We start from the raw sequence: 23,239 nt of genomic DNA, 5'->3' as shown, positions 1-23,239 counted from the left end.
CGTGACCGGGATGTCCTCGCGCGAGGCGGCGTGGCACGCGTTGCACGATCCGGCGACGGATGCCGCGACCCTCGCCGCGATCGCGCAGGCGCATCCGGAGTTCGCGGACGCCGTGGCGCGGCATCCGAACACGTATCCGGAGCTGCGGGAGTGGGCGCTGCGGGCCGCGGCGGCGCCGGCCGCGGCCACCGCGGCGACGCCCGCGGCGGCGGCGGCCGCGATCACCGGCACGAAGGCCGACCCCGATGCGGCGTCTCGGGGCGCGGGATCGAGGCGGCGCATCCTGATCGGCGGCGCGGTGCTGGGCGGCCTGCTGCTGCTGGGCGGAGGTGTCGGAATCGCGGTCGCCGTCTCGAGCGCGAGCGGCCCTGCATCCGAGCCGCAGACGGTCGGGACGCCGACGCCGACGCCGACGCACAAGGCGCAGGTGGCCCCGACGCCTTCCGCGACGCCGACACCGTCACGGCCGCTCTCGCTCGCTCCCGGCGAGGGCTACCTGGTCATGGGGGACCTTCTCGTCGACGGCGACGCGCAGGGCAGCGACGTGGCCGATCGCGTGCAGGGCCCGGTGCGGGTGTTCACGCCCGAGACGGGGGAGCTCCTCGTCGATGCCGCGCAGCTGCTCGGCGCGGACGAGGTGACAGGGCAGACCTGGACCCTCGCCGGCCTCGATGACGCGAGCTACCTCGTGGGACTCGTCGAAGTGCGTGAACCGGCTTCTGGTCTCGATCCCGAGCAGTGGGTCACGTCGCTGGTGAGCGTCGGTGTCCGCGAGCACACGGGACGCGTCGTCGCACGCGTGCCCGTCGTGACGGCGTCGTGCGAGGATGCGGCGTGGGGCTGGACGCTGGCGGGGTCCGGCGGGGACGCGGTCGCCGCAGGGGTGTCGCTGCGCGACGACGTGCGCTGCGAGAGCGATGAGAAGTACACGGCGGCGTGGAGCACGACGACCGGCGAGGTGATCTGGCGGGTCGACGGGGTGAGCCCGGCGGGCTCCGCGCTCGGCACGATCCTCTCGTGGGACGACGACCCGCTGGATGCCTCGTGCGAACGGGTCATCGGGCGCGCCGTCGTCGACGGGCGAGAGCTCTTCCGCTACAGCGGTGCCGAGCACCGGGTCGAGAAGCGGTGCACGGTGTCGATCCCGGATGCAGACCTGTCCGCGGTGTTCGAGAGCCAGGCGCAGAAGGGCCGCATCTGGACCGTCGACGTCGACTTCGACGACGACGATGCGCAGAGCGTCTCGTACGACGCGCGCACGGGCGAGCAGCTCCAGGTGCGCCAGCCCGTGGTCGCCTACGATCCCGCCACGGGCATGGCTCTCGCGGTCGGATGGGATCCGACGCGATCCGAGCGGCGTGGACTGGAGGTCTACGACACCCGGAGCGGCGCCACGGCGTTCACGATGGATGAGGAGCGCTATCAGGATCTGAACGTCCGGCCGCTGTCTCTCGTCGAGGGCATGCTCTACCTCGAGACCAGCGACCAGACGCTCGCGATCGACGTCGAGACGGGAGCCGTCGTCGATGACGCGGTCGTCGTTCACCCGCTGGCCGTCATGGGCGACTACGTCTACCTCAGCGACGGCGGGCTTCGCGCGCGCTGACTCGAACTCGGGCTTCCAGCAATCGAACATATGTACTAATGTAGGGGTATGACAGACATCCTGCAGCACGACGTTCCGGAGCTTGCTGCGGACGTCGCTGTTGTCGAGGAATGGATGCTGGCGCCCGACGCGGTCGGCCTGGTGCTCGAGGCCGCCACGATGGAGGCGGTGTTCGCCGCGCAACGTCTGGAGCGTGTTGATGCGATGCGTCGTGAGCTGCTCGCGGAGGCGCCGGCGCGTCGGGTGGGCGACACCGAGGTCAGGGAACGGTCGATCCGGCTCGAACTGGCCGCGGCGATGCGCGTCAGCGAGTACGCGGCCGGTCGCATGCTTCAGCTGGCGGAGGCGCTGGTGCACCGGTATCCGCGCGCACTGGATTCGCTTGCCGGGGCGCGTATCACACTCCGGCATGCGGAGCTGCTCGTCGATGAGATCGACCGGCTTCCGGCCGAGCTGCGCGAACTCGTCGTCGCCCCCGCGGTCGTCCTGGCCGAGGCGGAGGCTGTCGGGCCGTTCCGGCGGGCGCTTCGCACACTCGTCGAACGGGCACAGGCCACCACCATCGAGGAACGCACCCGTGCCGCGCTCGAACACCGTCGGGTCGTGCTCGAACACGGCAGCGATGGGATGAGCGCGCTCACCGTGTTCGCGCCGTCGGTGGAACTGCAGGCCATCCACGCGCGTGCCACCGCGCTCGCGAAGGCGATCACCGCACACGAAGAAGAGACCCGCACGCTCGACCAGGTACGCGCCGACGTGCTCTGCGATCTGCTCATCGACGGCACCACCGAGTCCACTCCGGCCGAGGCTCGGGGTATTCGTGCAACGGTGGTCGTCACCGTCCCCGCGCTCTCGCTGCTCGACGACCACGCCGCCGGGGTCGGCGACCAGCCCACCGTCGAAGGCGTCGGCCCGATCCCGCTCTCGCGGGCGCGTGAGCTGTGCGGCGGCGACAGCGGCTGGATGCGGGTGCTCACCCACCCCGAGACCGGAATGGTCCTCTCGGTCGGCCGCGAGCAGTACCGTCCGCCCGCCGCCCTCCGCAAGCTCACCCGCTGGCGGGCCGACCGGTGCATGGCGCCCGGTTGCGGCGTGCCCGCCTCGCGGTGCGAGATCGACCACAACCTCGCCTGGCACGACGGCGGGCACACCTCCCTCGACAACACCGCGCCCTTCTGCAAAGGGCACCACATCGTCAAGCATCACGGCGGCTGGATGGTCAGGCAGCTGCCCGACAGCGGCGGCGCCATCGAGTGGATCTCACCCACCGGGCGACGATACGTCGTGCGCCCCGAACGCCGAGTCCCCGTCTTCCGGCCAAGCCCGCCGCACCCGGCGAGCCCGGCCCGGAGTCTCGACGACTCCTCGCCACCGTTCTGAATCGCCCCGGGTCTCGTGGGTGATTGGGTTCAGGCTCGGGTCTTGGTTCGGCGACGATCGATGAGGAGGCCGAGCGGGATGAATACGAGCCCGACCGCGCCGACCGTGAGGCTGGGTGGCCAGGAAGAGGTCACGCCTGCCTGCTGGTAGAGCCAGGGTGCAACGAAGCTCGTGATGATGACGAGTAGGACGCCGGCGAATGTGAACGTGCTCGGCAACCTACCGGCCGCAAGTCCGGGGGCGAGAGCGATCACCCCTGCTCAGCACCTCAGCTCCCGAAGATGTGGGTCACCCGGGACCCCGTTAGGTGCAGGACCGGGTTCGGGCGCAAGTAGTGCCCCTTAACGTGGTGTAGCGCGCGGTGGCCGGGTCCGTCTTGGACGTGGACGCGGTCACCGTGTGATCTTTCGAGTCAACCTGGGCATCGAGATCGCGTCGAACCCGTGGCGCGTGAGCTCGCCGCAGGCCATGAGCTTCGCGGTGCGCTCGTTGCGGTCGAAGGAGAGCTGGTGCCGGATCGCGGACGCTGCGTAGACCAGCGCGCGCACCTGGCGATCCGACTTGCCTGCGAGGTGGTCCAGAAGGTCGGCGTGGGCATCGCGCAGGAGAGCGCCGTCGCCATCGGGCGCCGGGCGGCCCGCGTGGATCAGCCCGCGACCCTTCCCGCCTCGATCCGCACCTCCCGGTCGACGAGGCCGGCGGGCACGTCGACGTGCGAGATCAGCACGACCGCGCGATCGTCGCCGACAGCGCCGAGAAGGTCGGTGAGCAGGGCGTCGGATGCCGCGGGGTCGACGCCCGCCGTCGGCTCGTCGAGCACCACCACGGGGAATCCCGCGAGCATCGCCCGCGCGAGAGCGATGCGCTGCGCCTGTCCGCCTGACACGAGTCCGCCGCGGTCGCCGACGCGGCTGTCGAGGCCTCCGCGATCATGTGCCCACTCCGCGAGGCCGACGCGGTCGAGGACGGCCCAGAGGTCGGCATCCGTCGCCGAATCGCGCGCGAACAGCAGGTTCTGGCGGATCGACTCGTCGAACAGGTAGGGGCTCTGCTCGCACAGCCCGACCGTGCGGCGCACGTCGTCGGGCGCGAGCTCGCGCACCTCGACCCCGCCGATGCGGTACGAGCCGGCGTAGTCCAGGAACCGCACGAGCACGTGCGCGAGCGTCGTCTTGCCGGCGCCCGTGGGTCCTGTGACGAGCACGCGCTCGCCGGGGGCGATCGTGAGGGTCACGTCCGCGAGGCGGCCGGAGTCGTCGACGCCCGCCCCGCTCGCCGCTGACGCCTCGAGTGGAGCCTCTGGGCGCGTGGGCCCCGCCCCGCCCCGGGCCGGCCAGCGGGCCGAGACTCCGCGCAGCTCGATGCCGGCGCCGAGCGCGGGGGCGACCCCCGTCGCCGGCGGCCCTTCGGCGGGGAGCTCGGCGGGAACCTCGGATGGAACCGCCTCGGCGATGCGCTCGGCCGCCGCGCGCACCTGCCGCCACGACGCGAGGGCGAGGGGGACGGGGCCGAACACCTCGAACACCGCCATCGGCAGCAGCACGACCACAGCGAGCGCAGGGCCGGTCAGCCCGTCGCTCAGCTGCGGCGTGGCGGCGGCCAGGGCCGCGAGCGAGGCGACGCCGGCGAGCAGCGACACCGCGCCCGCGGTGAGCCCCTGCGCGGTCGCGCGGCGGATCGTCGCGCGGCGGAGCGCCTCGTCGGCGTCGCGCACCCGGGCGGCCGAGGCATCCGTCGCATCGAACGCGGTGAGCATGTCCAGGCCGACGAACTGGTCGAGCAGGGCATCCGAGAGCCGCGCGCGCAGCGGCGCGATCTCGCGCTCCGCGCGGGCGCCGGCGGCCCAGCCGACCCACACGGCGAGCGCGAAGGCGACCGCGAGGCATGCCAGCAGCGTGAGCGCGGCGGGGACCGACGCGAAGGCCACGGCGACGACGCTCGCGAGCGATGCCAGCCCCGCGACCGCGATCGGCTGCACCACGCGCAGCGGGAGGTTCTGCAGCTCGTCGACGTCGTCGACGACGCCCGACAGCAGTGCTCCGCGCCCGGTGCCGCCGAGGCCGTCCGGTGCGAGGGGCACCAGGCGCCGCACGAGCCCCGCGCGCACGGTCGCCAGCTGCGCGAGGGCGGCCTCGTGCCCGGTCAGGCGCTCGAGGTAGCGGAACACGCCCCGGCCGAGCGCGAACGCCCGCACCGCGACGATCGCCGCCGACAGGTAGAGCAGGGCCGGCTGCTCGGCCGCGCGCGTGATCAGCCACGCGCTTGCGGCGAGCAGCGCGATCGCGCTCGCGGCCGTGCCGAGGCCCGACAGCACGGCGGGCGCGAAGCGCGCCGCCCGCGGCTGGGCCGAGCGCACGATACGGCGCGCTTCGGGGGCGATCACGAGATCACCTCCGCGCGGTCCAGCACGACGATTCGGTCGGCGATCGCCCGCGCCGACGTGCGGTGCGACACGAGCAGCACGCCCGCCCCGGCGTCGGCCTCGGCGCGCAGCGCCCGCCACAGGCGCGCCTCGGTCGCGGCATCCAGTGCGCTCGACGGCTCGTCGAGGGCGAGCACCCGCGCGCGACCGGACCGCAGGCGGTACAGCGCCCGGGCGACGGCGACGCGCTGCGCCTGCCCGCCGGACAGCCCCCAGCCGAGCGCGCCCAGCGTCGTCGCGAGGTCGACGTCGTCCGCCTGCGCTGCGGCCAGGCACGCGCGCGCCAGATCGGCGTCGGGGGAGGGGTCGCCGAGGGCGACGTTGTCGAGCACCGTGCCCGACATGAGCGCCGCGCGCTGATCGGACCACGACAGGATGCCTCGGGGCGAGGCATCCGTCATCCCCTCGACCAGCACCTCGCCTTCGCACTCGGCGAACCCGAGCAGGGCGGCGAGCACGCTCGACTTGCCCGCGCCGCTCGGCCCCTCGAGCAGCACGATCTCGCCCGCGTGCACCGCGAGGTCGACGGCGGGGAGCAGATCGTCGCCGCGCCGCACGCGCAGCGCGCGGGTCTCCAGCAGCGGCGTCGTCGTCTCGTCTCGCTGCGCCCGCTCGACGACCCCCGACGTGTCACCGGCTTCCGAGTGCGGCAGAAAAGTGCGAGTGCGGCGCATAGATGTGCCGCGGTCGCGCGAAAGTGCCGCAGTCGCGCTGGAGGAGCCGACCGGCGTCGGGGTACCTGCGGGGGTGAGCCGCCGCGCCGCATCGAGCACGGAGAACACGTCGTCGGTCGCCGCGACGCCCTCGGCGGCGGCGTGGAACTGCACGCCGACCTGGCGCAGCGGCAGGTACGCCTCGGGCGCGAGCAGCAGCACGAAGAGCCCGATCGCGAGAGTGAGCTCGCCCGACAGCAGCCGCAGGCCGATCGTGACGGCGATGACCGCGACCGACAGGCTCGCGAGAAACTCGAGGGCGAACCCCGAGACGAACGAGACGCGCAGCACCGACATCGTCTCGCGCTTGTAGTCGCGGGTGACCTTCTCGATGGCGTCGGCGGCCCGATGCTGGCGGCCGAACGCCTTGAGGGTCCCGAGGCCGCCGACCGTGTCGGCGAAGCGCGCCGCGAGGCGGTGGAGCGTGCCGTACTGCCGGCGCTGCACGGCGCGCGTGGCGAGCCCGATCAGCACCATGAAGATCGGGATGAGCGGCATCGTCACGACGACGACGAGCGCCGACACAGGGTCGGCGACGAGGATCGCGACCAGCAGCACGGGCGTCACGATCACCGTCGCCACCAGCTGCGGCAGGTACCGCCCGAAGTACGCGTCGAGAGCTTCCAGCCCGTGGCCGGCGGTCACCGCGAGCGAAGCCGCGTTGCGCTGCGCGAGCCATCCCGGCCCGAGCCGGCCGATCGCCGCCACGAGCGCCGCGCGCAGCTGCAGCGACGAGCGGGCCGCCGCATGCGCGGACACGCGATCGGATGCCGCCACCAGCGCCGCCCGCACCACGACGAGCCCGAGCCCGGCCGCGACAAGCGGCACGAGGTCGGCCACCGGCGCGCCCTCCAGCGCTCCGACGAGCGCCGTGGTCAGCGTCCACGCGAAGCCGACGATCACCGCCGCCTGCACGAGCGTCAGCGCGGCCGACAGCGCGAAGAAGCCACGGGAGGCGGACGCGTAGCGCAGAAGTCGGGGGTCGACGGGCTTCGCGCTCACGCGCGGGGCCGCGGCATCCTGTTCCCCCATCCCTTCGATCTTGCCACCCCGCGCGGGACGCGCGCGCAGAGTCAGTGCGCCGGGGCGGCGGCGGCCCTCTCGATGCGCGTGCGCGACACGCGCTTGCGGAAGACCCAGTACGTCCACGTCTGGTAGGCCAGCACGAGCGGCAGGAACACCAGCGCCGCCCACGACATGATCGTGAGGGTGTAGTCGGTGCTCGACGCGTTCTCGATGGTCAGGCTGTTGGCGGCATCCGTCGTGGAGGGCATCACATTCGGGAACAGCGCCAGCCACAGCGTCAGCACGGCCGCGACGATCGTCGCCGCGCCCAGGCCGAACGCCCAGCCCTCGGCGCCGCGCGCGTTGGCCAGCCACGAGCCGATGAGGCACACCGCGGCCACCGCCGCCAGCGCGATCACGAGCCCGACCGCCGGCGCGCCGGCGGTCAGGGCGTTCACGATCGTCCACACGAGGAAGGCTGCCGCCACGACGATCGTGGCAAGCCCCGACCGCAGGGCGAGACGCCGCGCGTCGTCGCGCACCTGGCCGTCGGTCTTGAGCGCGACGAAATACACGCCGTGCGTGAAGAACAGCAGCAGCGTCGTGAGGCCGCCCAGCAGTCCGTACGGGTTCAGCAGCGTCAGCAGCGACCCGGTGAACTCGTGGTCGGCGTCCAGCGGCACGCCCTGCACGATGTTCGCGACGGCGACGCCCCACAGAAGCGCAGGAAGGGCCGAGCCGACGACGATCATCGTGTCGAAGCCCTTCTTCCAGCGTGCGCCGTCGCGCTGGTGGCGGTACTCGAATGAGACGCCGCGCGCGATGAGGGCGAGCAGGATCAGCAGCAGCGCGAGGTAGAACCCGCTGAACAGCGTCGCGTACCACTCCGGGAACGCCGCGAACAGGCACGCGCCCGCGACGATCACCCACGTCTCGTTGAGGTCCCACACCGGCCCGATCGTGTTGATGATCTGCCGGCGCGAGATGTCGTCCTTGCCGAGGAACGGCAGCGACATGCCGACGCCGAAGTCGAACCCGTCGAGCACGAAGTAGCCGACGAAGAGGAATCCGACGATGAAGAACCAGAGGTAGGCGAGGTCCATGGCGTGCTCCCGATCTTCAGTAGACCGTCGTGGGGGTGTCTTCGAGCGCCGGCTCGGCGGGCGGCGGCGCGTCGGGGTCGGGCAACGGCTCGGGCCCCTTCTTCGAGGTCTTGATGATCAGCCCGACCTCGACCACCGCGAGGATCGCGTAGATGAGCGTGAACGTCACCAGCGACAGCAACACGTTCCAGCCGGGCACCGTCGGCGAGACGCCGTCCTGCGTGAGCATGAGGCTGAACACGATCCAGGGCTGGCGGCCCATCTCGGTGAACACCCAACCGACCAGGAGCGCGAACAGCGACGCCGGCCACGCCCAGATCGCGAGCTTCCAGGCCCAGGCGGGCACCGCCCGCTTGGCGTTGCGGCGCGTGAGCCACAGTCCCACGACCGCGACCAATGCGGCGAGGCCGCCGAGGCCGATCATCCAGCGGAACGACCAGTACGTCACCCAGAGGATCGGCGCGAAGTTGCCGTCGACCTGGTCGGCGAACTGCGGGAAGACCGTCGTGGCGTACTCCGCGTTGAGGTCGTTGATGCCCTCGACGCAGCCTTCGAACGAGTGCGTCGACAGCAATGCCAGCAGGTACGGCACCCGCAGCGACCAGATCTCGCCCGTGCCGTCGGGCGTTCCGATCGAGAACAGAGAGAACGAGGCATCCGCCCCGCATGCCGAGTCGAACATCGCCTCGGCCGCCGCCATCTTCATCGGCTGCGTCGCGACCATCACGAGGCTCAGCTGGTCACCCGAGATCACGACTCCGGCGAACGCGACGAGCATTCCCCACAGCCCGTACTTCAGCGACGAGCGCATCATCTCGAGGTTGCGCCCGCGCAGCAGCTGCCAGGCCGAGACCGAGATGATCACGCCCGCGGTCATCATGAACGCGGCGAACAGGGTGTGCGGCAGCGCCGCGAGGGCGACCGGGTTGGTCAGCACCGCGCCGAAGTCGGCCATCTCGGCGCGGCCGCCCTCCTCGGCGATGCGGAAGCCCACCGGATTCTGCATGAACGCGTTGGCCGCGATGATGAAGTACGCCGAGAACCACGCGCCGATCGTCGCGATCCAGATGCTTGCGAGGTGCAGGCCCTTGGGCAGCTTGTCCCACCCGAAGATCCACAGGCCGATGAAGGTCGCTTCGAAGAAGAACGCCATGAGCCCCTCGAAGGCGAGGGGCGCGCCGAAGACGTCGCCGACGAACCTGCTGTACGAGGACCAGTTCATGCCGAACTGGAACTCCTGCACGATGCCCGTCACAACGCCCATCGCGAAGTTGATCAGGAAGAGCTTGCCGAAAAAGCGCGTCAGGTGCAGCCACTTCAGCTTCGCCGTGCGAAACCACGCCGTCTGGAAGATCGAGACCGTCAGCGCCATGCCGAGGGTCAGCGGAACGAACAGGAAGTGGTACAGCGTCGTGAGTCCGAACTGCCAGCGAGCCAGCAGCAGCGGGTCGAGCAGGTCCATGCGCGCCTCCGGTCGTGTGGTTTCACGCGTCTCCTGCGGCCAAACGTAGCGTGCCGATCCGACGGCCACGAGTACCCCAGGCCGTGATTATTGCCAGGTGGGACCCGACGGTCCCGCACGCGGGTAGCCTCGACGCATGGCCAGCCAGCGACGGAATCCACCGCGAGGTGCGCGATGACGGCCGTGCCTGTGCTGATCGGCGTACGCCGACCCGTCGAAGAGCGCGCGGGCCAAGCGGCGGTCAGCGGCCCTCTCGTCGACACGCACGGGCGCACCCACCGCGACCTGCGCATCTCGCTCACCGACCGCTGTTCGTTGCGCTGCACGTACTGCATGCCCGAGCAGGGCAACGAGTGGCTCGCGCGTACGAGCATCCTGACCCTCGACGAGATCGAACGGGTCGCGCGGGTGGCCGCAGCCGCAGGCATCACGACGTTCCGCCTGACCGGCGGCGAGCCGCTGCTGCGGCCGGACATCGTCGAGGTCGTGCAGCGCCTCGCGCGCATCACCGGGCCGGGCGGCGAACCCGTCGAGCTCGCGATGACCACCAACGGCATCCGCCTGCGGCACTTCCTGCCCGGGCTCGTCGACGCGGGGCTGCGCCGCCTCAACATCTCGCTCGACACGCTCCGGCACGAGCGGTTCCGCGAGCTCACGCGTCGCGACCGGCTCGACGACGTGCTCGACGGGATCGCGGCGGCCGCGGCATCCGGTCTTCGCCCCCTCAAGCTCAACGCGGTCGCGATGCGCGACGTCAACGACGACGAGCTGGTCGAGCTGGTGGAGTTCGCGGTCGCGCACGGCGCGCAGCTTCGGTTCATCGAGCAGATGCCGCTCGATGCCGGCCACACCTGGAACCGCGCGCGCATGGTGACCCGCGAAGAGATCCTCGAGGCGCTGTCGGCGCGGTGGACGCTCACGCCGCTGCCGGGGCGCGGCGGGGCGCCCGCGGAGCGCTGGACGCTCGACGGCGGCCCGGACTCGGTCGGCGTGATCGCCTCGGTGACGGCGCCCTTCTGCGGCGACTGCGACCGCCTGCGGCTCACCGCCGACGGGCAGCTGCGCAACTGCCTGTTCTCTACGACCGAGTACGACCTGCTGCCCATCCTGCGGGCCGGCGGCGACGCGGTCGAGACCGGCATCGACCGGATGCTGCGCTCCTGCGTGCGCGGAAAGCTCCCCGGTCACGCGATCAACGACCCTTCCTTCCTGCAGCCCGCGCGGGGCATGAACGCGATCGGCGGCTGATCCCGGCCCGCGCGGGTCGAGATCAGGAGACTGCTGCGGGATCAGGACGGTTCGCACCCGTTCGTCCTGATCCGGGGCTCCTCTCCTGATCCGGCGACCTCGGGCCCCCGCCGGTCGGGACGGGCATACCCTGAACACATGGGACGCATCACGCAGCGCCGTGCGGTCACGCGCATCGTCCTCGGCGAAGACGGCATCGCGCAGCGCCGCCGGGCCGACGTGCTGGCCGTCGAGGAGCCGCTCGAGATCCGGGTCGGCGGGACGCCGCTCGCCGTCACGATGCGCACCCCCGGGCACGACGTCGAGCTCGCGGCGGGGTTCCTCGTCTCGGAGGGCGTGATCTCGCGCGGCGACGAGTTCCGCTCGGCGATCCACTGCGGCGGCCCCGGAACCGGCGGCGCCGACGGCAACACCTACAACGTGCTCGACGTGGCCCTGGCTCCCGGAGTCGCTGCGCCCGACCCCGACATCGCCCGCGCGTTCTACACGACGAGCTCGTGCGGCGTGTGCGGCAAGGCGTCGATCGACGCGGTCGAGACGACGTCGGCGTACGACGTGTCGACGGATGCCGCATCCGTCGACGTCGCCGTTCTGGCGGCGCTTCCCGACACGCTGCGCGAGCACCAGGCCGTGTTCGAGAAGACCGGCGGGCTGCACGCGGCGGCGCTGTTCGACGCGGCCACCGGCGAACTGCTGGTCGTGCGCGAGGACGTGGGCCGACACAACGCCGTCGACAAGGTGGTCGGCTGGGCGGTGCTCGAGGAACGCCTGCCGCTGCGGGGGACGATCCTGCAGGTGTCGGGCCGGGCGAGCTTCGAGCTGGTGCAGAAGGCGGCGATGGCCGGCATCCCGATCCTGTCCGCGGTGTCGGCGCCGTCGTCGCTGGCCGCCGAACTCGCCGAGGCCTCGGGCCTGACCCTGGCGGGATTCGTGCGCGGCCGATCGCTGAACGTGTACTCCCGACCCGACCGGGTGCGCGTCGAAGGCGAACGGCAGACGCTCTTGGCAAGTGGGGCCCTCCGAGGGTCTTGAGGGCGATCGGCGTTGAGGCAGGCGGGCCGACCTCGACGGAGTTCGAAGCGACACTCGAACATGTGTGCGAATGCGGATATCTCGACAACTGGTTGAATGGGTGTCATGCGTCGCTCTCGTGCACCCCGCGTGGCGCGCGGCGCTGTCGCGGCGACGGTGGCGACGTGGGTCGCCCTGTTGTCGCATGTGACGGCGGGCGGGGACGTTCCCGGCTGGCTGGGGCTGCTTGTTCCCTGGGTGCTGTCGCTGTCGGTCTGCACGATGCTCGCCGGGCGGACGCTCTCACTCGTGCGACTGTCTCTCGCGGTCGTCGTCAGCCAGGTGCTGTTCCACCTGCTCTTCGTGCTGGGCGCGGCCGCATCGCCGGCGGCGGGCCACCTCGAAGGGCATGTGCACGGCGCGCATATCGCGCTGAGCACAGGCAGCGCAGTGCCGGCCGCCCCGTTCGAGCTGCGGATGTGGGTCGGTCACGCCGTTGCCGCGTTCTTGACTGTCGCGGCGATCTACCGGGGCGAACGTGCCGCACGACGGTTGCAGGCCATCGCGCGCGAGGCGGTCGCCTGGGTTCGGCGCAAGGTCGTTCCATCGCTGACGTTCCGTTTCGCTCTCACCCCCGCCGTACGCCTGCCCGCCGTGATCGAGTCCGTCGTGCCGTTGCGCGACGCTCTGGCGATTTCCCTCCTGAGGCATCGCGGGCCCCCTCGAACAATCGTGCTCTGACGTTCTGCGTCGCCCACGTCCTGCGGCGATGTGTGGTCGTTCCGGTGTGTTCGCCGGTCTGAGTTCGCGCGCGGTTGCTCTCGCGGCGGTCGTTGCGCTGGAGGGGTTCGATATGCGCGCATTGCGCAATGGAGTCGTCGGCATGGTCGCGGGCCTGCTGCTCGCGCTCAGCGCGGCGGTCGCCGCATCTGCACATGACGAGTTGATCGCAAGCAGTCCCGCCGAAGGTGAGGCGCTCGCGTCCGCACCAGAGACGGTCACGTTGACGTTCACGGCGGACGTCATGACGCTCGGCGCGGCCATCGTCGTCGCGGACGGCTCGGGCGTCGATTGGGTGGCTGGTGAGCCGGTCATCGACGGCGGCACCCTCACGGTGCCGCTGCGAGAGGGTATGCCCGATGCGGGGTACGAGATTCGCTGGCGCGTGGTGTCCGCCGATGGGCATCCGATCGCCGGTCTGGTCCCGTTCACCATCGGGGACGCCGCACCGCTGGTGATGGAGCCGCCGAGGCCCGAGGCCGAGTCGGGCGACGCAGACGAGAACGATCAGAGCACACAGGCAGACGCGGCCATGCGGCTCGTCATCATCGGCGCGGGGGGCGCGGCTTCGGCCGTCGCCGTGTACGCGCTCATTCATCTCATTCGTCGCCGCAAGCGCGGCGGCGCCCCGGAGGGCGTGGACGAGTCCGTGGCTGCGGGGGACAGCATCGAAAGGCACGAGAACCTATGAACACCCGAACCAGAAGCACTCACATCGCGGCCCTGCTCGTGGCGAGCGCTCTCGCGCTCGCGGGTTGCGCCTCGGGCGCGCCTGAGGCGCAACCGGCAACCGCTGGAGAGTCCGTGACGATCTCGGATGCCTGGGTGAAGGCAGCCGACGAGGGCATGTCTGCCGCGTTCGGCGAGTTGACGAACTCATCTGACCAGGACGTGACCGTCACCTCGGCCACGAGCGAGGCATCCTCCATGCTCGAACTCCACGAGACCGTCGAGAACGACGCGGGCGAAATGATCATGCGGCCGATCGAGGGCGGCTTCGTCATCCCGGCAGGGGGCACGCTCCACCTCGAACCGGGCGGCAACCACATCATGCTCATGGACCTCACCGCCCCCCTCGCGGCTGGCGACGAGGCGACGTTCACTCTCACGTTCTCCGATGACTCCACGTACGAGTTCACCGCTCCCGTGAAGGACTACTCGGGCGCGAATGAGACCTACGAGGGCGACGACCAGGACACGGACGAGTAATGCCCGCACCCGACAAGGGCGCACGTCGATCCGGATCGACCCGGCGACAGTTTCTCATCGGAGGGGCTGTCGCCGGGGCCGGAGCCGCCGCCGCAATCGGAATCGACCTCGCGCTCAATCAGGCCCCCAGCACCTCGGCGGCATCCGTGCCCCTGAACGGCGATGAGGTGGTGCCCTTTCACGGCGCGCACCAAGCCGGCATCGACACCGACGCCCAAGCGCACGCCACGTTCGTAGGACTCGATCTGCACGCGGAGACGGACAGGATCGGCCTGCGGCGCATGATGCGGATTCTGAGCGACGATGCCGCACGCCTCACGCAGGGCGTCCCCGCGCTGGCCGACTCGGAGCCGGAACTGGCCCTGTCGCCCGCTCGCCTCACCGTCACGTTCGGATTCGGCCCGGCTCTCGTAGCGCGCGCGGGCGGCATCTCACCCGACTGGCTCGCGGCGTTGCCCGCGTTCGCCATCGACCGGCTTCAGCCTGAATACAGCGACGGAGACCTCTTGCTCCAGGTCGCCGCCGACGACCCGCTCACCGTCGCGCACGCCACCCGGATGCTCTTGAAAGACACGCGCAGTTTCGCGTCGGTGCGGTGGACACAGCACGGTTTCCGCCGCGCCTACGGGAGCGTCGCTCCCGGCACGACGATGCGCAACCTGTTCGGTCAGGTGGACGGAACGTCCAACCCCCAGCCGGGCACGTCCGATTTCGATGCCGTGGTGTGGGCGACGGGTGGGTGGATGGCAGGGGGAACCGGCGCAGTCATCCGCCGCACGCACATGAATCTCGACAAGTGGGATCGGCTCGACCGGGGCGGCAGGGAGCAATCGGTGGGGCGAACACTCGACAACGGAGCCCCCCTCACGGGCACCGGAGAGCGCGACGAACCAGACTTCGACGCGACGACGACGCTCGGATTCCCCGTCATCCCCGAGTTCTCCCACATGCGCCGCGCGCGCTCGGACAATCCGTCAGAACGCATCTTCCGACGCGGCTACAACTACGATCAGTCGCCGGCCGGCGCTGAGGTGTCCGACTCCGGCCTCATCTTCGTGTCATTCCAAGCCGACGTCGCCCGTCAGTTCGTCCCGATCCAGCAACGACTCTCAGATCTCGACTTGCTCAACGAGTGGACGACACCCATCGGCTCAGCCGTGTTCGCGATCCCGCCCGGATGCGACGTGGGCGGATACATCGGCGACACCCTGTTGACGTGACCTTCGGCGACGCGAGCGTCGAGGCCACGGCGTGGGCATTCGGTGCGCCGCCCCGGCGCCCCGATGCCCGCGGTGTGCGAACGGTTCCGCGTCGCCTACGCGCCCTGAGGCTCCCAGCCGAGCGCCGGTGCGACGTGCGAGGCGAACGACTCGACGACGCGCAGGTTGAACTCGACTCCGAGCTGGCTCGGGATGGTGAGCATGAGCGTGTCGGCCGCGGCGATCGCGGCATCCTGCTGCAGCTGCTCGATCAGCACGTCGGGCTCGGCGGCATAGGTCTTGCCGAAGGTGGTGCGCAGCCCGTCGATGACGCCGATGCCGTCGCTGTCCTGGCGTCCGCCGAAAGAGAGGTGGTCTTCGGCGGTGACGAGAGGGAAGACCGAGCGGCTCACCGACACGCGCGGCTCGCCCGCGTGGCCGGCTTCGCGCCAGGCCGCACGGAACAGGTCGATCTGCTCGGCCTGCAGGATGTCGAACGGCCGCCCGTCGGCCTCGGTGACGAGCGTCGACGACATCAGGTTGAGCCCCGTGCGACCGGCCCACTCGGCGGACTCGCGCCCGCCGGCGCCCCACCACACGCGCGAGCGCAGGCCGGGGGAGTAGGGCTCGATGCGCTGCAGTCCCGTGCCGCCGCCGAACGGGCTGTTCGGGTCGCGTTCGGCGATGCCCTCGCCCTCGATCGCCCGCAGGAACAGGTCGAAGTGCTCGCGGGCGAGGTCGGCGCCACGCGGGTCGGTCGAGCCGGTGTAGCCGAACGCCTCGTACCCGCGCACGACCGTCTCGGGTGAGCCGCGGCTCACCCCGAGCGCGAGCCGCCCCTCGCTGATGAGGTCGACCGCGGCCGCCTCCTCTGCGAGGTACAACGGGCTCTCATAGCGCATGTCGATGACGCCGGTGCCCATCTCGATGCGCTTGGTCGTGGCCGCGATCGCCGCGAGCAGCGGCATGGGCGAGGACTGCTGACGGGCGAAGTGGTGCACGCGGAAGTAGATCCCGTTCGCCCCCAGCTCGTCCATGCCCTGGGCGAGGTCGACGGCCTGGCGCAGCGAGTCCCCGGCGCTGAGCTGGCGCCCGCCGCCGAGAGGACCGTAGTGGCCGAACGAGAGTGTTCCGAAGCGTTTCACGTCGGGCACAACCGTACGCCGCCGGGGCGTATTCCGGTGAATGAACTGCCCGTCGAGCATCCGCGTTCTCGCCGGGACACCCCGTCGTCACCGGAAATGACATGCGGACTCGGCGAGTCAGCGCGTTCTCGACGGGTGTTGCCGACGCGCCTACGATGGCAGGACACTTCGTGTGAAGGAGGCGGCGACATGGTTCAGGTGCGCGTCGCCGGAGTCGCGCTCGATTCGACGCGACAGCACGTGATCCTGCTCAAGCCCATCGACGAGATGCCGGGCACCGGGCCGATCCTGCCGATCTGGATCGGCGAGCAGGAGGCCACGTCGATCCTCGTCGCAGTCGAGAACGCGCCCGTCCCACGTCCGCTCGCGCACGACCTCATGCGCTCGATGCTCGACGCGCTCGACGTGAAGCTCGTGCGGGTCGAGGTGACCCGCATCGACGACGGCACGTTCTACGCCGAGGTGACGCTCGCGTCGGCGCAGGGCGAGCAGGTGGTCGATTCCAGACCGTCGGATGCCGTCGCCCTCGCGTCGCGCGTCGGCGCGCCGATCTGGGTCGCCGACGCCGTGATGGAAGAGGCGGGCGTGACCGACTTCATGCCCACCGAGGACCCGGCCGAGAGCATCGACGAGTTCAAGAAGTTCCTCGACGACGTCGATCCCGAAGACTTCGCCTGAGCGTCGGCGCCGCTCCGCGCCCGCCCGCGGCCCGTCAGGGCAGCGGATGCACCCGGCGCAGGATCAGCCGCTGCGCGAGCGTCCAGGCGACGGTCGTCAGCAGGTACAGCCCGGCGGCGACGGGCACGAACAGGGCCACGACGGCGGTCGTGAACTGCAGCACTCCGAGCAGGCTCGTCGCCGCGGCGGGCACCGGGGAGTCGGCGACTCGGGGAAGCGGAGGCACCCGCAGCAGCCGTCTCGTGAGCTCGCCGACGCCGGCGATGAGGAGCGCGATCGTGCCGCACACCGCGAGGGCGGCGGCATCGGGGGCGCCGCCGCTGAGCGATCCGACGAGGCTCGTGCCCAGCGGCACCCCGAACAGCGTGTGATCCAGCAGCGCGTTGGCGTGGCCGGCGATCGTGCGGTGGAGGAACACCGCGTAGACGATCCCCACGACGGGGGCCTGCAGCAGCACGGGCAGGCATCCGGCGAACGGCGACGTGCGCTCATCGCGGTAGAGCTGCATCGTCTCGCGCTGCAGGCGCTCCGGGTCGTTGCCGAAGCGTCTGCGCAGCGCGGCGAGGGCGGGTGCGAGCCGCGCCCGCGCCTGCTCGGCCTTGGCCTGTGAGACTCCGACGGGGATGAGCGCGGCGCGCACGAGGAGCGTTACGAGCACGACGGCCGCCGCGGCGGCGGACCCGCCCGCGACGGGTTCGAGAAGCGAGGCGAGGCCCATGAACCCGGCGTAGGCGAGATCGAGCAGGGCGGCGACGGGTGGGAAGGCGAAGAAGTCCATGGCGGTATCCGTTCTGTGGCAGGTCGATGCGGATCGATCGGCCGCGAAGGGATGCCGCGACATCGCGTCCGGGCGGACGCGGGGGCGGACGGCGAAGGCTACGCGGCCGAAGCCGCGGACTGCGGGGCTCTCGGGCGCGGATGGCCCGGGGCATCCGGGTCGCTCTGCTCGAGCGGTGATGAGACGTCGATGGCGCGCCGCGGGTGCGGGGGCGAGGCGCCGCCCGACGCGGGGTGCGCGACGGCGAGCGCCGCGACGATGATGACGGATGCCGCCACGAGCGCGATCGCGAAGGCGGCTGCAGAGGCGCCCGAGAGCGACAGCAGCTCCGCGGTCACCGCGATGCCGAGCGCCGCGAGGAGCACGTGCAGCGGCGAGGCCAGGCGATCGAGCATGCGTGCCTGCCTCCGTGCGGTGGTCGCTGTCGCGCGAGCACCGCGCGGGGCGGGCCATACCGAGCCGAAGAGGGCCGTGCCGTGGCTCGCGACCCGGTTGGCGGGGCTGTTGCGCGCGACCCAGCGCCCCGTGAAGGGCAAGCGCAGGGCCAGCGAACTCATGCGCCCATGCTACGGCCGCAGCGCCTGCGTGCCCACGGGTCTCACCATCCGGAGCGGGTCGGTGTGTGCCCGTCGCGCGCGTCGTCGGGCATGGCCATCTCGGCGCGCACGCCGAGCAGGCGGATCGGCCGGTCGGGCGGGGTGCGCGCCACGAGCCGCATGATCTCGGCGGCCACGACCTCGCGGTCGAACGTCTCGGCCACCTTGTGTGCGAACGTCTTGGTGAGAAACGGCGCGTACCGCACCTTCAGACCGACCCCGACGACCGGCCGCCCCTCGGCGGCGACGTCTTCGAGCACCTGCGCGATGAGCTCGCGCGCGGCGCGCTCGATGTCGGCCCGGTCGGTGAGGTCGACCTGGAACGTCGTTTCACGCCCGTGCCCGCGCGCGACCCGCGGAGTGTCGTCCACGGTGGCCGAGCCGTCGCCGCGCCCGAGCTGGCGGTACCAGGGCCCCATCTTCGGGCCGAACTCGGCGGCGAGCGCGTCGGCGTCGGCGTGGGCGAGCTGGTGGACCGTGTCGATGCCGAGCGTCGAGAGCCGCTTCGAGATCTTCGACCCCACGCCCCACAGCTCTCGCGTCGGGCGGTGGCCCATCACCTCGAGCCAGTTCTCGGCGGTGAGGCGGAACACCCCGCGCGGCTTGCCGAAGTCGGTCGCGTTCTTCGCCCGCACGAGCGTGTCGCCGATGCCGATGCTGCAGTGCAGCCGGGTGCGCTCGAGGACTGCCGATCGGATGCCCCGGGCATAGCCCTCCGGGTCGTCGGTCGTCACGCCGACGAACGCCTCGTCCCACCCGAGCACCTGCACGACCGCGTCCGGCTGCGCCCGCAGCGTCGCCATGACCTCTCGGGAGGCGGCGAGGTACGCGGGGGCGTCGACGGGCAGGATGACCGCGTCCGGCGCCTTGCGTGCGGCGATGCGCAGCGGCATGCCGGAGCCGACACCGAACGCGCGCGCCTCATACGACGCCGTCGAGACCACGGCCCGCTCGGTCGGGTCGCCCCGCCCGCCCACGATCAGGGGCTTTCCGGCGAGCTCGGGCCGGCGCAGCACCTCGACCGCGGCGATGAACTGGTCGAGGTCGACGTGCAGCACCCACGGGCGCGCGGAGGTCATCTGCCCAGTCTGCCGGGTGCCTCCGACAGCGCACAGGTGACGGGCGTCGAGGTCAGGGTCCGGCGCGCGCTGCGCCCTTCTCGAGTGCCGCGGTCGGCGACCGTGTCGGCCACGGTCGGGCGGATGCAGTCGACGATCGCGTCGATGATCGCGCGCGGTGTGAAGTACTGCCCGGCGCCGGACTTGACGTCTTCGGCGCCCGTCGCGAGCAGCCCTTCACGCGCCGCGCTGCGGGCCGTATCGTCGGCGGTGACGGCCGAGGAGAGGACGCATCGTGCCCATCAGCGAACAGACCATCGACGAGCTCGACGCATGGTGGCGGGCGGCGAACTACCTCTCGGCGGGGCAGATCTACCTGCTGGACAACCCGCTGCTGCGGCATCCGCTCGAGATCGACCATCTGAAGCCGCGCCTGCTCGGCCACTTCGGCACCTCGCCCGGGCTCACCCTGATCTATGCGCACCTGAACCGCGCGATCCGCGAGCGCGACCTCGACGCGCTGTACATCGCCGGTCCGGGGCACGGCGGGCCGGCGATGGTCGCCGGCGCCTACCTCGACGGCACGTACACCGAGCGCTACCCGGCGATCACCAAGGACGAGGAGGGGATGCGGCGGCTGTTTCGCCAGTTCTCGTTCCCGGGCGGCATCCCCAGCCACGCAGCCCCTGAGACGCCGGGGTCGATCCACGAGGGCGGCGAGCTCGGCTACTCGCTGTCGCACGCGTTCGGAGCCGCGTTCGACAACCCCGACCTCACCGTCGTGTGCGTCGTCGGCGACGGTGAGGCAGAGACGGGGCCGGCGGCGACGGGCTGGCACTCGAACAAGTTCCTCAACCCTGTGGGCGACGGCACGGTGCTGCCGATCCTGCACCTGAACGGGTGGAAGATCGCCAACCCCACGGTGCTCGCGCGCATCCCCGACGACGAGCTGCTGGCGCTGTTCCGGGGGTACGGGTACGACCCGCTGCTGGTCGAATTCGAGGCATCCGACGATCATCGCCACGTGCACCGGCGGTTCGCAGGCGTGATCGACGACGCCCTCGACCGCATCGCGGCGATCCGCGCGGCCGCGGCGGCCGGAGACCTCGCGCGGCCGGCCTGGCCGATGGTGATCCTGCGCTCGCCGAAGGGCTGGACCGGCCCCGCCGAGGTCGACGGCCAGCCCGTCGAGGGCACGTGGCGCGCCCACCAGGTGCCTCTCGCCGGCGTGCGCGAGAACGCCGAGCACCGCGCGCAGCTCGAGGCGTGGCTGCGCTCGTACCGGCCCGAGGAGCTGTTCGACGAGTCCGGCGCGCCGGTCGCGCTCGCAACGGCCCTCGCCCCGGTCGGCGCCAAGCGCATGAGCGCGTCGCCGCACGCGTCGGGCGGGGTGAGGCATCCGCTCGTCATGCCCGACTTCCGCGACTACGCCGTCGCCGTCGACCGGGGTGCGAGAGGGGCGACGGATGCCGAGGCCACGCGTGTGCTCGGAGAGTTCCTGACCGACGTGATCCGCCGCAACCCCGAGACGTTCCGCCTGTTCGGGCCGGATGAGGTCGCCTCCAACCGCCTCGCGCCGCCGGTCTACGCGGCCACCGACAAGCAGTGGCTCGGCGAGACCAGCCCCCTCGACGAGAACCTCGCGCCCGCGGGCCGTGTGATCGAGATGCTCAGCGAGCACCAGTGCCAGGGGTGGCTCGAGGGGTACGTGCTGACGGGCAGGCACGGCGTGTTCACGTCGTACGAGGCTTTCGTGCACATCGTCGACTCGATGTTCAACCAGCACGCGAAGTGGCTGCAGGCCGCGGCCGAGGTGCCGTGGCGCGAGCCGATCCCGAGCTTCAACTACCTGCTGTCCAGCCACGTGTGGCGGCAGGACCACAACGGCTTCACGCATCAGGACCCCGGGTTCCTCGACGTCGTCGTCAACAAGAGCGCCGACGTCGTGCGCGTGTACCTGCCCTTCGACGCGAACACGCTGCTGTCGACCTACGACCACTGCCTGCGCTCGCAGGGCTACATCAACGTCGTGGTCGCCGGCAAGCAGCCTCACCCGCAGCTGCTCACGATGGACGAGGCGATCGAGCACTGCACGCGCGGGGTCGGCATCTTCGATTGGGCCGGCACCGAGGTGGCGGGGCAGCAGCCCGACGTCGTGCTCGCGGCGGCAGGAGACGTGCCGACGCTCGAGGTGCTCGCGGCGGCCGAGCTGTTGCGCGAGGGCGTCCCCGATCTGAAAGTGCGGGTGGTGAACGTCGTCGATCTCATGCGGCTGCAGTCCGAGCACGAGCATCCGCACGGCATGACGGATGCCGACTACGACGCCGTCTTCACGAGCGACCGGCCCGTCATCTTCGCGTTCCACGGCTACCCGTGGCTGGTGCACCGGCTCGCGTACAAGCGCCACGGGCATTCGCTCCTGCACGTGCGCGGATACAAGGAGAAGGGCACGACCACCACCCCGTTCGACATGGTGATGCTCAACGACCTGGACCGCTACCGCCTCGCGATCGACGCGCTCGACCGGGTCGAGGGACTCTCGGCCCGGCACGGGGCGTTCCGGCAGGAGCTGCAGGACCGCCGCACGCGCGCACGTCAGTACACGCGCGACCGCGGCGACGACATCCCGGAGGTCGCCGACTGGCGGTGGAGCGGGCGCTGAGGCGCCGTGTCGCGCGTCGGGGACGGCGCGCGGCACGGCGCGTCGCGGCATCCGTCACCGGCGTGTCTGCCAGAATCCCCGGCAACGGCGCGGGCATCCGGGTGGGGGCGCTCAGTACCAGCCGTTCGACTCGGAGTGACCCCACGCGCCGCACGGGCTGCCGTAGCGCCCGGCGATGTAGCCGAGGCCCCAGCTGATCTGCGTCGTGGCGTTGTTCTCCCAATCGGGGCCGGCCGAGCCCATCTTGCTGCCGGGCAGGGCCTGCGGGATGCCGTGCGCGCCGCTGGAGCTGTTGTGGGCGTGAACGTTCCAGCCCGACTCGCGGTCCCACAGCGCAACGAGGCATCCGAACTGGTCGTCGCCCCAGCCGTAGCCGGCCAGCATGCCGCGGGCGATGGCCTGGGCCTCGCCGGCGCTCGTGCCGGCGGAGGCGTAGTTCGGCGACCAGGCGTACGAGTCGGACGACTCCTCCTCAGCCTCGGCCTCGGCGGCGGCCTCAGCGGCGGCGGCCTCGGCGGCCGCGGCGGCGGCAGCCTGCTCGGCAGCCACGCGCGCGGCTTCGGCGGCGGCGGCCTCCTCGGCGGCCTTGCGCTGCTTCGCGGCGTCGAGCGCCGCGCGCAGTTCGGCGACGCGGGCGTCGACCGGCGCGGTGAGCCTGGTGACCTTCTTCACCAGGTCCGGCGTGAGATCGGGAAGAAGGGCATACGCGTCCGACAGCGTCTCGACCGCTCGGCCGAGCTTGGACGTGTCGACCACGACGTCGGGAGTGCCCACATCGAGACCGGCCTGCTGGATGTCGGCGGTGATCTGCGCGGCGGCGGCGATCGACGTGTGCGCGGCGTCGATGGCGGCCTCGGCTGACGGCGCCCCCGTGACCGGAGGGGCGATGCGGGTCGAGTACGACGCGAGCGAGATCGTGCCGAAGCGGTCAGACGCGGTCGCGGCCGACAACGGCGCCACCGCGGCGATCGACACCGTGCCGAGCATCGCGACGGCGACCCCTGCGGCGGCGAAGGCGGTGCGGCGGCTCGCGCGGCGGCGGGCCTGTCGGGTGCGGCGTTCGATGGCAATGGGGGAGGTGGAGCGCATAAAGAAGGGACCGTTCCGTTTCGGGTATTTGAGCGCCGACGGTCCGACGCATGCGCGGGCTTCGGTGGGAGCGCCCGGGCACAGCGGACGAGTCT

The 23,239-nt window shown here is 71.4% G+C and carries 21 protein-coding genes; 10 read left to right on the top strand and 11 right to left on the bottom strand.

From position 1 onward, the window contains the following. Nucleotide 1: 1 nt before the first annotated feature. Nucleotides 2–1,606, top strand: a complete 1,605-nt coding sequence (locus tag AB1K54_RS08105) for a hypothetical protein (protein ID WP_371202240.1) — start codon at nt 2–4, stop codon at nt 1,604–1,606. 48 nt (nt 1,607–1,654) lie between these two features. After that, nucleotides 1,655–2,986, top strand: coding sequence for a DUF222 domain-containing protein (locus AB1K54_RS08100; RefSeq protein WP_371202239.1), 1,332 nt, complete (start codon nt 1,655–1,657; stop codon nt 2,984–2,986). A 392-nt stretch (nt 2,987–3,378) separates the two neighbouring features. On the opposite strand, the gene AB1K54_RS08095 is transcribed toward AB1K54_RS08100, so the two are convergent. The 5 genes from AB1K54_RS08095 to AB1K54_RS08075 form a co-directional block, all read right to left on the bottom strand. Continuing rightward, nucleotides 3,379–3,534, bottom strand: a complete 156-nt coding sequence (locus tag AB1K54_RS08095) for a hypothetical protein (protein WP_371202238.1) — start codon at nt 3,532–3,534, stop codon at nt 3,379–3,381. A gap of 98 nt (nt 3,535–3,632) precedes the next feature. Then, nucleotides 3,633–5,369, bottom strand: coding sequence for a thiol reductant ABC exporter subunit CydC (gene cydC / locus AB1K54_RS08090; protein ID WP_371202237.1), 1,737 nt, complete (start codon nt 5,367–5,369; stop codon nt 3,633–3,635). Next, the gene (gene cydD / locus AB1K54_RS08085; protein WP_371202236.1) at nt 5,366–7,153 is read right to left on the bottom strand and encodes a thiol reductant ABC exporter subunit CydD; all 1,788 of its coding nucleotides are present in this window, start codon (nt 7,151–7,153) and stop codon (nt 5,366–5,368) included. The genes cydC and cydD overlap by 4 nt, the downstream gene beginning before the upstream one ends. A gap of 41 nt (nt 7,154–7,194) precedes the next feature. Beyond that, entirely contained in the window at nt 7,195–8,229 is a 1,035-nt protein-coding gene (gene cydB, locus AB1K54_RS08080) for a cytochrome d ubiquinol oxidase subunit II (protein ID WP_371202235.1), read from the bottom strand. 16 nt (nt 8,230–8,245) lie between these two features. Continuing rightward, complete coding sequence (locus AB1K54_RS08075; RefSeq protein WP_371202234.1) at nt 8,246–9,691, bottom strand: cytochrome ubiquinol oxidase subunit I; 1,446 nt, start codon at nt 9,689–9,691, stop codon at nt 8,246–8,248. Between the two features lie 174 nt (nt 9,692–9,865). Here AB1K54_RS08075 and moaA point away from each other — a divergent pair, with 174 nt between their 5' ends. From moaA to AB1K54_RS08045, 6 genes are all read left to right on the top strand, one after another. Continuing rightward, nucleotides 9,866–10,939: a GTP 3',8-cyclase MoaA gene (gene moaA / locus AB1K54_RS08070; protein ID WP_371202233.1), complete on the top strand. Its 1,074-nt coding sequence runs from the start codon at nt 9,866–9,868 to the stop codon at nt 10,937–10,939. 138 nt (nt 10,940–11,077) lie between these two features. After that, complete coding sequence (fdhD, locus tag AB1K54_RS08065; protein WP_371202232.1) at nt 11,078–11,971, top strand: formate dehydrogenase accessory sulfurtransferase FdhD; 894 nt, start codon at nt 11,078–11,080, stop codon at nt 11,969–11,971. A 105-nt stretch (nt 11,972–12,076) separates the two neighbouring features. Next, nucleotides 12,077–12,691, top strand: a complete 615-nt coding sequence (locus AB1K54_RS08060) for a hypothetical protein (RefSeq protein WP_371202231.1) — start codon at nt 12,077–12,079, stop codon at nt 12,689–12,691. 112 nt (nt 12,692–12,803) lie between these two features. Further along, nucleotides 12,804–13,421, top strand: coding sequence for a copper resistance protein CopC (locus AB1K54_RS08055; RefSeq protein WP_371202230.1), 618 nt, complete (start codon nt 12,804–12,806; stop codon nt 13,419–13,421). A 134-nt stretch (nt 13,422–13,555) separates the two neighbouring features. Then, a complete protein-coding gene (locus AB1K54_RS08050) occupies nt 13,556–13,939 on the top strand; it encodes a copper chaperone PCu(A)C (RefSeq protein WP_371202229.1) in 384 nt (127 codons plus the stop codon). Further along, nucleotides 13,939–15,159: a Dyp-type peroxidase gene (locus AB1K54_RS08045; protein WP_371202228.1), complete on the top strand. Its 1,221-nt coding sequence runs from the start codon at nt 13,939–13,941 to the stop codon at nt 15,157–15,159. The genes AB1K54_RS08050 and AB1K54_RS08045 overlap by 1 nt, the downstream gene beginning before the upstream one ends. A gap of 95 nt (nt 15,160–15,254) precedes the next feature. Here the strand turns inward: AB1K54_RS08045 and AB1K54_RS08040 are convergent, their stop codons facing one another. Further along, the gene (locus tag AB1K54_RS08040) at nt 15,255–16,283 is read right to left on the bottom strand and encodes an LLM class flavin-dependent oxidoreductase (RefSeq protein WP_371202227.1); all 1,029 of its coding nucleotides are present in this window, start codon (nt 16,281–16,283) and stop codon (nt 15,255–15,257) included. Nucleotides 16,284–16,472: 189 nt separating this feature from the next. On the opposite strand from AB1K54_RS08040, the gene AB1K54_RS08035 reads away from it, so the two are divergent. Further along, nucleotides 16,473–16,961, top strand: coding sequence for a bifunctional nuclease family protein (locus AB1K54_RS08035; protein WP_371202226.1), 489 nt, complete (start codon nt 16,473–16,475; stop codon nt 16,959–16,961). A gap of 34 nt (nt 16,962–16,995) precedes the next feature. Here the strand turns inward: AB1K54_RS08035 and yidC are convergent, their stop codons facing one another. The 4 genes from yidC to AB1K54_RS08015 form a co-directional block, all read right to left on the bottom strand. Continuing rightward, nucleotides 16,996–17,739 carry a membrane protein insertase YidC gene (yidC, locus tag AB1K54_RS08030; protein ID WP_371202225.1) on the bottom strand — a complete coding sequence of 248 codons (744 nt, stop codon included), beginning with the start codon at nt 17,737–17,739 and terminating at the stop codon, nt 16,996–16,998. 98 nt (nt 17,740–17,837) lie between these two features. Then, nucleotides 17,838–18,296, bottom strand: coding sequence for a DUF6412 domain-containing protein (locus tag AB1K54_RS08025; protein WP_371202224.1), 459 nt, complete (start codon nt 18,294–18,296; stop codon nt 17,838–17,840). A 41-nt stretch (nt 18,297–18,337) separates the two neighbouring features. Next, nucleotides 18,338–19,414 carry a DNA polymerase IV gene (locus AB1K54_RS08020; RefSeq protein ID WP_371202223.1) on the bottom strand — a complete coding sequence of 359 codons (1,077 nt, stop codon included), beginning with the start codon at nt 19,412–19,414 and terminating at the stop codon, nt 18,338–18,340. Then, nucleotides 19,411–19,626: a hypothetical protein gene (locus AB1K54_RS08015; RefSeq protein WP_371202377.1), complete on the bottom strand. Its 216-nt coding sequence runs from the start codon at nt 19,624–19,626 to the stop codon at nt 19,411–19,413. The genes AB1K54_RS08020 and AB1K54_RS08015 overlap by 4 nt, the downstream gene beginning before the upstream one ends. Before the next feature lie 59 nt (nt 19,627–19,685). Here AB1K54_RS08015 and AB1K54_RS08010 point away from each other — a divergent pair, with 59 nt between their 5' ends. Further along, nucleotides 19,686–22,055, top strand: coding sequence for a phosphoketolase (locus tag AB1K54_RS08010; protein ID WP_371202376.1), 2,370 nt, complete (start codon nt 19,686–19,688; stop codon nt 22,053–22,055). Nucleotides 22,056–22,166: 111 nt separating this feature from the next. On the opposite strand, the gene AB1K54_RS08005 is transcribed toward AB1K54_RS08010, so the two are convergent. After that, a complete protein-coding gene (locus tag AB1K54_RS08005) occupies nt 22,167–23,144 on the bottom strand; it encodes a lytic transglycosylase domain-containing protein (protein WP_371202222.1) in 978 nt (325 codons plus the stop codon). Between the last annotated feature and the right edge of the window lie 95 nt (nt 23,145–23,239).

The organism is Microbacterium sp. BWT-B31 (genome assembly GCF_041379855.1).
In the GTDB taxonomy this organism is placed as follows: domain Bacteria; phylum Actinomycetota; class Actinomycetes; order Actinomycetales; family Microbacteriaceae; genus Microbacterium.
This window is presented reverse-complemented; position numbering and strand designations above follow the sequence as displayed.

What these genes read in the sequence shown, in the direction of transcription:
- AB1K54_RS08100 (WP_371202239.1), top strand. Translation starts at nt 1,655, where the DNA reads ATGACAGACATCCTGCAGCACGACGTTCCGGAGCTTGCTGCGGACGTC.
- cydD (WP_371202236.1), bottom strand. Translation starts at nt 7,153, where the DNA reads ATGGGGGAACAGGATGCCGCGGCCCCGCGCGTGAGCGCGAAGCCCGTC.
- cydB (WP_371202235.1), bottom strand. Translation starts at nt 8,229, where the DNA reads ATGGACCTCGCCTACCTCTGGTTCTTCATCGTCGGATTCCTCTTCGTC.
- AB1K54_RS08075 (WP_371202234.1), bottom strand. Translation starts at nt 9,691, where the DNA reads ATGGACCTGCTCGACCCGCTGCTGCTGGCTCGCTGGCAGTTCGGACTC.
- moaA (WP_371202233.1), top strand. Translation starts at nt 9,866, where the DNA reads ATGACGGCCGTGCCTGTGCTGATCGGCGTACGCCGACCCGTCGAAGAG.
- fdhD (WP_371202232.1), top strand. Translation starts at nt 11,078, where the DNA reads ATGGGACGCATCACGCAGCGCCGTGCGGTCACGCGCATCGTCCTCGGC.
- AB1K54_RS08060 (WP_371202231.1), top strand. Translation starts at nt 12,077, where the DNA reads ATGCGTCGCTCTCGTGCACCCCGCGTGGCGCGCGGCGCTGTCGCGGCG.
- AB1K54_RS08055 (WP_371202230.1), top strand. Translation starts at nt 12,804, where the DNA reads ATGCGCGCATTGCGCAATGGAGTCGTCGGCATGGTCGCGGGCCTGCTG.
- AB1K54_RS08045 (WP_371202228.1), top strand. Translation starts at nt 13,939, where the DNA reads ATGCCCGCACCCGACAAGGGCGCACGTCGATCCGGATCGACCCGGCGA.
- AB1K54_RS08035 (WP_371202226.1), top strand. Translation starts at nt 16,473, where the DNA reads ATGGTTCAGGTGCGCGTCGCCGGAGTCGCGCTCGATTCGACGCGACAG.
- yidC (WP_371202225.1), bottom strand. Translation starts at nt 17,739, where the DNA reads ATGGACTTCTTCGCCTTCCCACCCGTCGCCGCCCTGCTCGATCTCGCC.
- AB1K54_RS08025 (WP_371202224.1), bottom strand. Translation starts at nt 18,296, where the DNA reads ATGAGTTCGCTGGCCCTGCGCTTGCCCTTCACGGGGCGCTGGGTCGCG.
- AB1K54_RS08020 (WP_371202223.1), bottom strand. Translation starts at nt 19,414, where the DNA reads ATGACCTCCGCGCGCCCGTGGGTGCTGCACGTCGACCTCGACCAGTTC.
- AB1K54_RS08005 (WP_371202222.1), bottom strand. Translation starts at nt 23,144, where the DNA reads ATGCGCTCCACCTCCCCCATTGCCATCGAACGCCGCACCCGACAGGCC.